General features: G+C 68.8%; 10 protein-coding genes, 1 pseudogene and 1 other annotated feature. Of the genes and pseudogenes, 7 read left to right on the forward strand and 4 right to left on the reverse strand.

Going from position 1 to position 13,163, the window contains the following annotated elements; genetic code table 11:
* Window positions 1-29 precede the first annotated feature (29 nt).
* Window positions 30-698 carry a GAF domain-containing protein gene (locus tag MVF96_RS18100; protein WP_058252030.1) on the forward strand — a complete coding sequence of 223 codons (669 nt, stop codon included), beginning with the start codon at window positions 30-32 and terminating at the stop codon, window positions 696-698.
* A 131-nt stretch (window positions 699-829) separates the two neighbouring features.
* Window positions 830-2,323 (forward strand): sugar transferase, encoded by a 1,494-nt coding sequence (locus MVF96_RS18105; protein ID WP_058252031.1) that lies wholly within the window; start codon window positions 830-832, stop codon window positions 2,321-2,323.
* Window positions 2,324-2,345: 22 nt separating this feature from the next.
* Here the strand turns inward: MVF96_RS18105 and MVF96_RS18110 are convergent, their stop codons facing one another.
* The 3 genes and pseudogenes from MVF96_RS18110 to MVF96_RS24690 all read right to left on the reverse strand — a co-directional run.
* A complete protein-coding gene (locus tag MVF96_RS18110) occupies window positions 2,346-2,486 on the reverse strand; it encodes a hypothetical protein (protein ID WP_189340137.1) in 141 nt (46 codons plus the stop codon).
* Between the two features lie 257 nt (window positions 2,487-2,743).
* Window positions 2,744-3,994 carry an aminotransferase-like domain-containing protein gene (locus MVF96_RS18115; protein ID WP_247449944.1) on the reverse strand — a complete coding sequence of 417 codons (1,251 nt, stop codon included), beginning with the start codon at window positions 3,992-3,994 and terminating at the stop codon, window positions 2,744-2,746.
* Window positions 3,995-4,013: 19 nt separating this feature from the next.
* Window positions 4,014-4,340 (reverse strand): annotated as a pseudogene (locus MVF96_RS24690) (hypothetical protein); the annotation flags it as partial.
* A gap of 38 nt (window positions 4,341-4,378) precedes the next feature.
* Here MVF96_RS24690 and MVF96_RS18120 point away from each other — a divergent pair.
* From MVF96_RS18120 to MVF96_RS18140, 5 genes are all read left to right on the forward strand, one after another.
* On the forward strand, window positions 4,379-5,494 hold the full coding sequence (locus MVF96_RS18120; RefSeq protein ID WP_068972020.1) for a DUF559 domain-containing protein: 1,116 nt from the start codon (window positions 4,379-4,381) through the stop codon (window positions 5,492-5,494).
* A complete protein-coding gene (locus MVF96_RS18125) occupies window positions 5,476-6,156 on the forward strand; it encodes a hypothetical protein (RefSeq protein WP_068972019.1) in 681 nt (226 codons plus the stop codon). Before MVF96_RS18120 ends, MVF96_RS18125 begins: the two co-directional genes overlap by 19 nt.
* A 4-nt stretch (window positions 6,157-6,160) precedes the next feature.
* Window positions 6,161-9,559: a helicase HerA domain-containing protein gene (locus tag MVF96_RS18130; protein ID WP_247449946.1), complete on the forward strand. Its 3,399-nt coding sequence runs from the start codon at window positions 6,161-6,163 to the stop codon at window positions 9,557-9,559.
* 46 nt (window positions 9,560-9,605) lie between these two features.
* Entirely contained in the window at window positions 9,606-11,033 is a 1,428-nt protein-coding gene (locus MVF96_RS18135; protein WP_226513836.1) for an AIM24 family protein, read from the forward strand.
* Between the two features lie 81 nt (window positions 11,034-11,114).
* On the forward strand, window positions 11,115-11,708 hold the full coding sequence (locus MVF96_RS18140; protein ID WP_247449949.1) for a DUF4262 domain-containing protein: 594 nt from the start codon (window positions 11,115-11,117) through the stop codon (window positions 11,706-11,708).
* A 27-nt stretch (window positions 11,709-11,735) separates the two neighbouring features.
* Here MVF96_RS18140 and MVF96_RS18145 read toward each other — a convergent pair.
* A protein-coding gene (locus tag MVF96_RS18145) for an IS3 family transposase (protein WP_247449950.1) occupies window positions 11,736-13,018 on the reverse strand; the annotation gives its coding sequence in 2 pieces (ribosomal slippage) (window positions 11,736-12,730 and window positions 12,730-13,018; 1,284 coding nt in all).
* Window positions 12,612-12,740 (reverse strand) — a sequence feature (AL1L pseudoknot). It overlaps the preceding gene by 129 nt.
* Window positions 13,019-13,163 lie beyond the last annotated feature (145 nt).

Genomic DNA, 13,163 nt, shown 5'->3' on the forward strand with positions numbered 1-13,163 from the left:
GGTCGACCCGGGCAGCGAGAGGAGTGACGATGAGTTCGAACACCGAGGACGGTGCGAACACCGTGAACCCCGTCGACGACCCCACTCCGGATGGCGAGCCGACCACGGACCCAGCCCAGCTCGCCGCACTCTTCGACACGTCACCCGAGGCCGGCGTGCACGCCGTCCTCGAAGCGGTGCGCGGGCGCAACCCCGACATGGCCCGGTCGCTCCGCGCGATCCTGTCCGATCCGGAGCGGATGCGTGCGCTGAAGGACAGCGGCCTGCTCGACGACCCGCCGACCCACAGCCTCGACGAGACGATCCGGCTCACGATCGATGCCGTGGGCGTCCCGCACGTCGCCGTCAACCTCATCACACCGGACGAGCAGGCGACCGCCGCGATCGCCTTCCGGTCCGGGAGTCCCGACGGTCCCAGCACCCGGTCGCTGGTCAACTCCCTCTGCGTCCTCCCGGTGGTCAGCGGTTCACCCCTCATCATCGACGACATCGCCGACCACGCGCTCCTCGCCGACCACCCGACCGCCGTCAGCGGGGAGGTGACCGCCTACCTCGGCATCCCGCTCGCCGACGACGACGGACATGTCATCGGCACGTTCTGCGCCTGGGACTCGGAGGCGCATCACTGGTCCACCGCGGAGGTCCAGCTCATGTCCGATCTCTCGATCCTGGTCCAGGAGCTCATCTTCGGGCGATGACACGGGCGCGTGCCCTCGTGACCTGGCGGTGAGCATTCGGTACCCAACACGTGGCCGGTAGGCGCACGCGGGACCGCCGCGTACACCTACAATCGTCGGGACGGGGGGCTGTTCTTTCGGATGGAGTGGACTTGTCGACCCGTGTATCGCAGGCCGAGTTCCCGCAGACCACGAGGCGCACCCCGGTGTACTCGTCGCCCAACGGTCGGCGCACCTTTCACGAGCTGATCCGCGACGATCCCCTGAGCACGATCGTGACCGTGTCGATCGACGTGTTGTCCGCGACGATCGCGGTGGCCGCCGGGATCTGGTGGGTGAGGAGTGGCAGCGGCGCGAACCCGCCGTTGTGGACACTCGCCACCTTCGTGCCGACCCTCGTGATCGTCTTCTCCTTGCGCGGGGTCTACCGTCGGGGGCTCAATCGCCGGTTCCTCGACGAGGTCGGCCGGGTCATGACCGGATGCACGATCACCGCGATGATCCTGCTGTGTTCTCTGCTCCTCTCCTACTCCGACGACAGACCCGGCGCCGCGGTCACCAAGGTGTGGGTGTCGGCGCTGTTCTGGGTTCCGTTCGGTCGTCTCATCCGCGACATCATCCAGCGGAGTCTGCGCAAGAACGGTCATCTGCTGTCCCCCACGCTGATCATCGGCGACGGGCCGATCACCGCACAGGTGGTCGGCCGCATGGTGGCCGCGCCGGAGCACGGTCTCCGGCCGGTCGGCATCCTGGCCGCCGGCGCGCCACCCCGCGCCGATCGGGACGAGGGACCCACCAACGAGATCGCGCAGCTCGGCGGGGTGGACGAACTCGACGACGCGATCCGGGCGACGAAGGCCGAGGTCCTGGTCGTGGCCTTCGCGGTCACCAATGTCGAAAGGCTCACCGCCGCCGTCCGTATCGCCCACCGGCACGGGGTCAAGGTGTGGATCGTGCCGCGCATGTTCGACGTCGTCGGACGCCGCAGCCGGGTCGACCACATCGGCGGGCTGCCCCTGATGTCCGTCCCGCACACCAACCCGCGCGGTTGGCAGTTCCGTACCAAGCACATCGGGGACCGGGTGGTCGGAGCCCTGATCCTCGCCGCGATCTCACCGCTGTTCCTCACGCTCATGCTGCTGGTCCGGCTGAGCTCGCCGGGCCCGATCTTCTTCGCCCAACCGCGGGTGGGTCGCGACGCGCGGGTGTTCAACTGCCTGAAGTTCCGCTCGATGCGGCCCGAGGACCCCGCCGCGGAGAAATTCCGGCCGACCGCGGGCAGCGCACCCGGCGGCGTCGAGGGCGTCGACCGCCGCACCAGGATCGGCAAGATCATGCGCTCGACGTCGATGGACGAACTACCCCAGTTGCTCAACGTGATCCGCGGGGACATGAGTCTCGTGGGTCCACGCCCGGAGCGTCCCGAGTACGTCTCGCTGTTCGAGGTGCAGATCCGGCGATACGGCGAACGCCACCGGGTGAAGGCCGGGGTCACCGGCTGGGCGCAGGTGCACGGCCTGCGCGGTCAGACCTCCATCGCCGACCGCGCCGAGTGGGACAACTACTACATCGAGAACTGGTCACTCTGGCTCGACGTCAAGATCCTGCTCCTGACCGTGCTCGCGGTGCTCAAACGGGCGGAGTAGCCGCGGCCACCCACCCGCCTCGTCACATCGTCGGACGTCGGGTGTCGTACGCGGGGCGATACGGCACCCGTCCCCGCTCGTCGCGGATGGTGACGATCAACGTGCGGGCGATGACGACGAGCAGGATGATGCCGCTGACGATCGCGAGGAGCAGTGCGGCCATGACGACCTCCTGACGCCGGAACATGGTGTGCCGGCATTCAATCGCCGATCACGACCTGGTGGTAGATGCCGACCGCGCATCCGTGGACTCAACTGCCCGCCCATGGTGACGCGACCCCACCGGTCGGCGCCACTGATTTTATCCGGCGGGCCGGTGCCGTGGTCCGGCGACGGCATCGCCGACGGACAGCATCATCCGGCACACCGCCGAGAAGTGCGGTGCGGCAACGACACGCAGTCCGCGACGGTCGGTATCTCTCACGCCGGGCGCGTCAACGCGTCCGGCGCCCCCGGGCGATCAAGTGATGCCCATACGTCCCGCAACACGTCGACGCCGGCGGCGAGGTCGTCGGCATCCTCGGTGAACGGAACGCGGATGTAGCGTTCGTGCGCCCCGTCGACGCCGAACTTCGGTCCGGCGCTGATCCGCACACCTCGGTTCAGGGCGGCGGCCGCGAGCGCGGAACTCAGCGGCGCCCCGAGTCCGACCCACATCGCCAACCCACCGTTCACGTCGGGAATCTCCCACTCCGGCAGATGTTTTCGCAGAAGTTCGGTGAGCGTGTCCCGGCCGGTACGAAGCTGCGCGGAACGAACGGCGAGCAGGTCGTCGTAACCGGCCAAGACCTCGGCGGCGATCCGCTGGTCGATGATCGGCGAACCGAGGTCACCGGCGGGTCGCCGTCGGACGATCCGGTCGACGATGTCCTCGTCGGCACGAATCCATCCCACCCGCAATCCACTCCACACCGTCTTGCCCAGCGATCCGATCGTCACCACCGGCACCGAGGACCTCACCGGCGCATGCGCGGCGAACGGGAAATGGTCCGTCCGACGATCGATGTCGAGCTCGGCAGTCGTCTCGTCGACGAGCAGCGCGGTCCCGGCCCGGCGCGCCGCGTCGGCGAGCCGCTCTCGGTGGGCGGACGGCATCGAGGCACCCGTCGGGTTCTGGAAATCCGGTATGCAATAGGCCATCTCGGGTCGCAACCGGCTGAGGACCTCGACGAAGTGGTCCATGTCCCAGCCGGCCGCGGTGACCGGCGTCGACACGAGCCGTCCGCCGGCCTCGGCGATCGCCTCGTAGGCGTGCGGGTAGGTCGGGGTCTCGACGACCACCCGGTCGGCTCGTCGGAGCAGGGTCCGCGCGACGAGTGCGATGGCGTGCTGCCCACCGAGGGTCACCACGATCTGCGCCGGGGTCGTGGGCAGTCCGCGGTCGGTGTATCGCTCGGCGATTCGTCGGCGTAGCAGCGGATCGCCGACCAGGTCGAGTCCGGGCCTGCGCAGCAGGTCGGGCACGTTACCCGTGACCCGCTCGATGATCGCCTCGAGACCGGGCACCGGTTCGGGAACGGCGTGCGCGAAGTCGATCTCGGCAACCGCGCCCGGCCCCCTCCGCGGGAGCATCGCGACGGAGCCGGATCCCCGGACGCTGACCAGATAGCCGGCCTCGCGCAGCGCCTCCGTACGCCGACACCACCGTGGTCCGACTCCGCCCGAGCGCATCGGCGAGAATTCGCTCGGCGGGCAACCGCGTGTATGTCGCGATCCGGCCGTCGTCGATGAGGAGTCGGATGCGGGCGGCGAGGGCCGCGTAGGCCGCGTCGCCGCTCTCCCACTCACCGAGCAGCGTGACGAGTTGCTTCACCCCGAGGTTCGAGCGAGCCACCGGCCGGCCGATGACTCGCGGTGCACCCACAGAATCCTCCTCACCGGTCGCCAGGGTCCAACGACGCCCTGCGGCCGTCGACGTCCAGTCAAACGCAGTGCCCGCGGGCACCACAAGGTCCAATCCGCGGTCGGTGGACTGCCGTCGAGCGGTGGTGGCGGTCCGCAGATCACCCGTGACCACCGGGCGGCTGTCGGGTTCGGGCGATATCGTCGGCGTCGATGAACATCCGCCCGTCAGCTCTCGACGCGGCCGTGCGTCCCGGGCATGTGCTACGTGTCGATGACGTCGACGGCCTCGCCCTGGCCGACCTCGTCGACTCGGTCTCGGCTGACCTACCGGTGTTCCTGGACCATCGCGGACCCGGCGATCGCACCGCCCGGGAGGTCGTCCGGGAGGTCCTCGATGCACTCGAGGACATCGTCGTCGCCCTCTTCCCGGTCTGGCTCCCGGGCCATGAGCCGGGCCTGCCGGTCGACGCCGACGACGCCGAGGCCACGGCGCGCCTGCTGTGCCGGGACGCCGGCTTCCCCTCGCCCGCCGTCATCCATCTGGCCCGTGCGGCCGCCGGCGCGCGACGTCCCGGCCCCGGCCCCGCCGACGACGCCCGGGCGGCCGCGCTGACGTTTCTCTTACGACGGGGATACGGACGTGGTTCCGTGGTCCTGGCCGTGCGCGCCGACACCGCATTGGGCGAGCGGGCCCAGCACGCGGCCGCCGCCGCGTACGAATGGCTGGCCGACCACGCCGACCTCACCGTGTGGCTCACCGCCGACGCCCTGCCCGCGGTCACGAGGGTGCCGGCCATCCGGATCGGAGTACCCGCGGGGCGGCGATTCCCGCCGCCCGGTCCGGTGGAGGCGCTGCACGATCCGTCGTCGGCCTCGGCGAGGCCCGTCCTCGTCGCCTCCCGTCCGTCGGGGAGACCGGCACCGCACAGCGATGCCGAGCAAACCCTCGAACGCGCCCTCGCGCGTGCACCGTGGGCTCGCGACCGACAGTGGAACCGGAGTCCGCGCGACCTCGATCCGCTCCACCCCGCGGTGATCGTCGACCTGCTGTGGCCGAGTGAACGCGTGGTCGTGGAGGTCGACGGCGCGGATCATCGCGGCCCGGTAAAGTACGCGCGAGATCGACGTCGCGACAACATGCTTCAGCGTGCCGGGTACCTCGTTCTGCGTTACACGAACGACCACGTTCTCGACGACACGTCCCTTGTCGTCGCAGAGCTGGCCGCCGTGATCGCCGAGCGCTCCCGACCACCGGCATCGTCCCGACCGACGCCCGCCCGACCCCCTTCGACCCGCGAGGAGCATCCGTGGACCACGCCCAGCTGACGCCGATCCAGAGTGCGGCGCTGTTCGTCCTGCTGGCCGAGTCCCGAGAGCTCTCCAACCCAGAGTTGAAGGAGTTCGGTGCCGCGCTGGACAAGCCGGCCCGCAACCATCTCAACGCCCTCGGCCTCGTCGACTCGCGACTCGGCGCACGCCGCGCGTACTTCCACACCCTGACCGACCGCGGGTGGGCCTGGTGCGCGGCCGAACTGACGTCCGAGCCACCGAAGAGGTCGACTGCACCGACGAAGGCCATGTACGCGGTCCTCGCCGGCCTCGCCCGGTACCTCGACGACGAGGACCTCCGTCTCCACGAGGTGTTCGGCCGTCCCCGACGCCCTACCCACGAGGAGCCCGGGACCCCGATCGCAACGGCTGCGTCCGACCCGGCGTCGTCCACCGTCGATCCCCGGGACCAGATCGCGGCCGCCTACCGCGCCCGGGCCGTCACGGCGGGCGACTTCGTCCTCGTCACCGATCTGCGCGCCGACCTGCCCGGGATGAGCGACGAGGTCTTCGACGCCACGATGGTGGAGTTCCAGCGCGCGCCGGGGGTCAGCCTCATCCCGCAGGAAGACCAGGCGTTGCTGACTCCGGCCGACCGGGCGGCCGCGGTGACGGTGGGCACGCAACCGTGCCATCTGTTCGCGATCGAGGAGAGCTGATCCGATGGACGCCGACGCCCGTCACGCACTGGAATCGATCCGCCTCAACTGGGCCGACACCCCCGACGACGTGTGGGGCACCGCCGACCCCTTCCACGTCGGGGGCCTGCACGAGGACACCATCGTCGACATCATCCGTTCGTTCGACGACGCCCGTCGTTCGCCGTCGGGGAGTCCGATCGGGGTCACGGTGCGCGGTCCGGCCGGATCCGGCAAGACCCATCTCCTGGGCCGGGTCCGGCATCGTGTCCAAGAGGAGGGCGGGTACTTCTTTCTCGTCAAGCTGCTCGACGCCACCGACTTCTGGCGTTCGGTGCTCGTGGCGATCATCGAGGACCTCGGCCGACCGACGCCCCGCCACCGCTCGCAGCTGAATCAGCTCCTCCACCGCCTCGCGATCGACGCCGGGGTCTCGGACGGGACACGTGACGCCGTGACCGGCGGCGCGTCGCTGACACCCGCCGCTCTCGATGACTTCGTCCACGGCGTCTACACCCGCCATTCGCGGCACCGACGCCGGTCGCAGCACATCCTGCGTGCGCTCGTACTGCTGGAGTCCGACGACTTCGCGGCCAAAGACCTCGGCGAGGCGTTTCTGCACCTGGACATCGACGACGCGGAGGAACTCGCCGCCTGGGGCATCCGCAATGCCCGCCTCGGTTATCAGGAGATCGTCGAGAACATCTCGCGGATCATCGCGTTCGACGATGCGGCGGTTCTCGCGATCGACCAGATCGACACCCTGATCGAGGCCGGCAAGACCGCCGAGCCGGGCGAGGAATCACAGGTGGAGAAACTGGCGCACGGCCTGATGTCGGTGCGCGACACCATGAGTCGGACCACATGTGTGGTCTCCTCGATCACCGCCGCGTGGGAGTACCTCGCCGGACACGTCATGCGATCAGCGGTTGATCGGTTCCGGTTGCCACCCACCCTGCAACGGCCCGCGAGTGCGGACTTCGGCCGGCTCCTGCTCGCCCGGCGTTTCGCGCCGGGTTTCGCCGGCGTCGGATTCACGCCGCCCCATCCCACCTGGCCGGTCACCGACACCGCACTGACGGCGGCCACCGATTACACCCCGCGCGAGCTGATGGTGACCGTGGACCGCCAGATCGCCGCGATGCTCCGCAGCGACACGTTCGCCGAGATCACCGACCTCTCCGGCGCCACGTCCAAGACCTCCGCCGGCCAGGGCACACTCCCCCTGATCAACCAGTCCCGCACCACGACAGACGTTCCTGACACGGGGGCGTCCGCTCGGGGGCGCTCGTCGTCTGCTGAATCGTCGTCTGCAGGGTCGTCGTCTGCGGGGTCGTCGTCAACCGACTCGTCGTCGACGACCACCTCGGACAATCCCGCGTTCGCGAAGCTCGACCAGCGGTACGCGGAGTTGATCCGGCGTGCGGACCCGCTACCCGCATTGGTACCCGACACCGAGGACCGGATCGTCCCCTCGCTCCTCCATGCCGGATTGGCGACGTGGATCCAGGCACTGTCCCGCGACGCCGACCGCTGGCAGCTCGATGCCCGGCCGGGACCGAAGAGTCCGCTGCACGGGCGGATCCGACAACTCGTCGACCCGAACCGGGACATCGAGCAGTCCTGGAGCTTCCGTGCCATCGCGGCATCGAACGCGCGTGCCGTCCAGACGCGCCTGTCGAGCGCGACGACGACCTCCGGTTTCACCCTCGGCGACATCGAACGCACCCTGGTGATCCTGCGGCGAGATCCCTGGCCCACCGGGCCCAAGACCCGGCAGATGGTCGAGGAACTGCACGATCGGGGCGGACGGGTCGTCGCCTGGACCGAACAGGACATCAAACGGCTGAGCGCGCTGGCACAACTGCGGGCCGAACGGCCCTCGCATCTCCGGGAGTGGATCTCCGACCGCAACCCGGCTGCCGAGATCGCCTTTCTCACCGACATCCTGGGCCCCGCACTCGAGGCGCCGGCGCCACGCGTGCAGTCAACGGATTCCGCGGCAACTACTTCGGACACGCCTGCCAAACGCCACGAGCCCGGCACCGCGGACGAACGCTCGACCACGACGCCACCCCGCGAGACGACGACGGACGAGTTCCGGTCGACCGACCCTCGGTCGGGGACGGCGGGGTACGACACCGCCGAATCGTCGTCGCGAACCGCACCCGCCGGCGAACAGTCGATCACCCTCGGGCGAAGTGTCGCCACCGGCGAGGCGGTGACCGTCTCGCTGCTCGCCCTGCGCAAGCATGTGGCGCTGTTCGCCGGATCCGGTTCGGGGAAGACGGTGTTGATCCGCCGCATCGTCGAAGAGGCTGCCTTGCAGGGCGTTTCGTCGATCATCCTCGACGTGAACAATGACCTCGCACGCCTGGGGACACCGTGGCCGGACGCCGACCCGCGTCCGTGGACGCCCGACGACCGCGAGCGCGCCAAGCGCTACCTGCACGACACCGAGGTCGCGGTCTTCACGCCGGGTCGGGCATCGGGGCGGCCATTGAGTTTCCAGCCGCTACCCGACTTCAGCACGGTGGTCGGCAACCCCGACGAGTTCCGTGCCGCGGTCGACTCCGCCGTCGGCGCCCTGATCCCGCATGCCCGGGCCATCGGGACCAGCGCGAAAGCCTATCGGCAGCAAGCCGTCCTGCAGCAGTCCATGGAGGCCTTCGGACGTCGCGGCGGCGGCGCCCTGCAGGCATACGTCGGACTGCTGACCGAACTGCCAGACGACGCGAGCACCCTCGCCGACGCCCCGAAGCTCGCCGCCGAACTCGCGGAGAACCTCAAGGCCTCGATGGCGATCGATCCCGTCTTCGGGGGTGACGCCGCCCCGGCCGACCCGGGGTATCTGCTCACTCCCTCACCGGGTTTCCGGGCCCGGGTGTCGGTCGTGAACCTCGCCGGCCTGGGCACTGACGACCGGCGGGCCGGTTTCGTCAATCAGCTCCAAATGGCGCTGTTCGCCTGGATCAAGAAGAATCCGGCCGCCGACCGGCCACTCGGCGGACTGCTCGTTATGGACGAGGCGCAGAACTTCGCCCCGTCCGTCCGGATGACCGCGGCGTCGAAGAGCACGAGCGCATTGGCGTCGCAGGCTCGCAAGTACGGCCTCGGGCTCATCTTCGCGACCCAGTCGCCCACCGGCATCGACAACAAGATCTCGGCCAACTCCTCGACCCAGATCTTCGGACTGCTCAATCATCCGACGCAGATCGACCGCGCCAAGGAACTCGCCGCCAACAAGGGCAGCAGGATTCCCGACATCGGCAAGCTCCCGGCGGGGACGTTCTACATCGCGAGTGAGGGCGGGCGGTTCGCCAAGGCCGAGACGCCGCTCTGTCTCACCTACCACCCGTCGAGTCCGCCTACCGAGGACGAGGTCGTCGAGCTGGCGCGCTCCACGACACCGCGTCCGCGGTGACGGCCGGGCCCGACTTCGCCGACGGCCGAAGACGATGGTTGGCACAATGGACACCGTGCTCACGCTGACCGCCGGAGAGAACCGTCCGCTGCCGTCGACGGCCGTGACCGTCTCGGTGCGCTCGGCATCGCCGGTCAACACCTCGGCGATCCTGCTCACCGATGCCGGTCGCGTCCGCTCCGACGCGGACCTCGTCTTCTACAACCAGCCCAGCGGCCCCGGCGTCGGATACCGGTCTGCCGGCTCGGCCGACATCATCTCGGTCGACACCGCCGCGCTGCCTCGGGAGATCGCGACGGTCGTCGTCGCGGCGAGCCTCGACGGGACCGGGCCCACGAGTTTCGCGACCGCCGGCGCCCTCAGCGCGACGCTGACCGGAGGCGGCACCGAACTCGTCTTCAGCCCCTCCGGTCTCACCAGCGAAGCGGCCGTCGTGTGCCTCGAGATCTACCGGCGCAACGACGTCTGGAAGGTTCGTGCCGTCGGCCAGGGATACGACGCCGGTCTCGCGGGCCTCGCCACCGCCTTCGGCATCGAGGTCGACGACGAGCCCGCGACGCCGCCTCCTGGACGGCCGCCGCGAGTCACCGATCCGCAGCCCTGGCCGCCGGCCGCGTCGACGCCAACCGCGCCGCCGCCGACACCCGAACCACCGGCCCCGCAATGGAATACACCGTCCACACCGCCGCCTCCGCCCCGGCCTCCGGTCACCGCCCAACCACAGGGAGTTCCCATGCACAGCGATCTGTTCGCGCCGTCCCACGCCGAGGTCACCGGGCAGGGGATCCAGAAGCAGGGAAGCAAGATGTGCCGGGTCGGCCTCGCCGGTGAGGTCATGGCCCGCACCGGCTCGATGGTGGCCTACCAGGGCAACCTGAAGTTCGAGGCGCTCGGCTCGGGCGGCCTCGGACGGATGATGCGTCAGGCGATGACCGGCGAGGGCGTTCCGCTGATGAAGGTCACCGGACAGGGCGACCTGTTCCTGGCCGATGCGGCGTCGGACGTGCACCTCATCGACCTCGACGGTTCCGACGGCCTCACCATCAACGGCGCCAACGTCCTCGCCTTCGACTCCTCGCTGTCCTACGACATCGCCCGTGTGCAGGGTGCCGGCGCGATGAGCAACGCCGGACTGTTCAACTGCGTCTTCACCGGGCGCGGCCGGATCGCCATCACCACCGACGGCACCCCGGTCGTCCTCAACGTCGACGCCGCGACCTATGCCGACCCGCAGGCCGCGGTCGCGTGGTCGTCGAGCCTGCGCACCTCGGTGAAGTCCAATGACTCGTTCAACCTCGGCACCCTGATGGGACGCAGCACCGGCGAACGGTTCACCCTCGAGTTCTCCGGGCGCGGGTTCGTCGTCGTGCAGCCGTCCGAACTCCCGCCCGGCGGGTTCGTCGGCGGGACCGGTGGCGGCGGGTCGGCCGGGTCAGGGGCCGGCGGCGTGTTGGGTGGCATCCTCGGGCGCTGACGAGGCGGAACTCGGACGTCGCCCGAATCTGTCGGTGCCGACTGCTCTACTACGCTCCACCTTCGAACAACAGGAGCGAGCATGACCCACCACTTCTCCGATCTGCGGGGTCTGCCCCGCTGGCACCCCGACCCGCTGGTACGCGAGACGCTCGACCGCATCCGGCGCTACGGTTGGGCGGTGACGGCCGTCAGTGACGAGTGCACGTGTCACTCTCCCGAATGCGAAGCACCTGACTGCTCTTTCGCGTACACCACCGGCCTGCGCTTACACGACCTCCCCGAGTTGGCGGTGTACGGACTGGATGCACGAACGAGTGCATCGGTTCTCAACGAGCTGGGCAGCGTGTTTCACACCTATGACTGGCACTCGATCGTGTCGAATTCGGTTCCCATACAACTGGATTCGCTTGAGGTTCCGGTCACCGTCATCGAACTGGTGGACAAATCCGATCTCATCGTCACCAACGTCCTCTACCCCGACGCTCCGGTCTTACAGGCCGTGTGGCCTGACGATCTGGGCAGCTATCCGTGGGAAGAGGGTTACACCCTTGCACCGGAACACCAATTCGTGATGGGCGTGCACGACCCGCGAGCGACCGGTGGCGACAGTCCGCGCGTCATCTACCCGCACCCCGGAATGAACCGGGCCCAGCGGCGCAAGGCGGCCCGATGAATCGCCCCGGGTTTGCTGGAGGCTCGGTTAGTTGGTTCCAGCGTTTGCGGGGACCGGGTTCTCACGGTAGCTGGTGACGGTGTGGGTCGACCAGTAGGCGCTCTCGTACTCGACGGGTGGGACGTGTCCGATCTCGCCGTGCAGGCGGCGGTGGTTGAACCATTCGACGTACTCAGCGACGGCGATCTCGACCTCGCCCACACCTGCCCAGCCGCCTCGCGGGCACATCACGGGGTTACGGATGCATTCGGCTTTGAACAGCGAGTTGAACGCCTCAGCCATCGCGTTGTCGTATGAATCCCCTTTGGAGCCAACAGATGTCACCGCTTCGGCTTCGGCCAGTCGTTCGGTGTAGCGGATGGCTCGGTATTGCACTCCGCGGTCGGAGTGGTGGATCAGCCCGGCCACGTCGTGGCCGGCACGCGACCGTGCCCACAATCCCATGTTCAGGGCGTCGAGGGCGAGGTCGGTGTGCATGGTGGTCGAGACCTGCCAGCCGACGACCATCCGCGAGAACACGTCCAGGACGAACGCCGCGTACACCCAGCCCGAGTGGGTGCGGATGTAGGTCAGGTCCGCCACCCACAACGCGTTCGGTGCCGCCGCGGTGAACTGACGGTTGACCCGGTCAGCCGGCCGGGGTGTTTCAGCTCCCTCGCTGCGCGTGGTCTTGCGTGTCTTGAGTCTCGCTATCCCTTGCAGCCCATCGACTTTCATCAATCGCTCGACGGTGCAGCGGGCAACACTATGGCCCTGTCTGCGCAATTGGGCATGCACCTTGCGGGCACCGTAGACGCCGAGGTTGTCGGCATGCACCGCGCGGACCTGGGTAAGGAGCTCCCGGTCACGCACCACACGAGGCGCCTCGGTCTTCTGGGGGCTCAGGTGGGCTCGTACCGTGGACGGAGCGATCTGGGCGGACGTATCGCGCAATGCCGCACAGATCGGATCGACTCCGTGTTCATCGCGGTGAGCCGCGACGAACTCCACGATCAGCGCTGTGGGCGGTCGATCTCCGCCGCAAAGAAAGCCGAAGCCTGCTTCAAGATCGTGTTCGCTCGCCGCAGTTCACGGTTCTCCCGCTCCAACGCCGCGATGCGGTCAGCGTCCTCACTCGTGGTGCCCGGGCGGACCCCGCCGTCGATCTCGGCCTGACGAACCCAATTGCGCAACGCCTCGGGATGGACTCCGAGCTGATCGGCGATCCGCTTGATCGCACCTCTCGACGAATCGGGATCTTGTCGCGCTTCACATGCCATCCGGGTGGCCCGGTCCTTGAGTTCCTCACTGTACTTGCGTGGTGCTGCCATGCTCTCCATCCTTCACAGGTTCGAGAGCCTCCGACAGACCCGGGGCGGTTCACGACGCCGACGCCGACGCTGAGCAGGCGAGCGGCCAGGTGATCAGCCTGAGTTGCGGGGCCGGGCCATCGACCGTTCGGTTCTTGTCGGTGCC

Source organism: Gordonia hongkongensis, from assembly GCF_023078355.1.
In the GTDB taxonomy this organism is placed as follows: Bacteria; Actinomycetota; Actinomycetes; order Mycobacteriales; family Mycobacteriaceae; genus Gordonia; species Gordonia hongkongensis.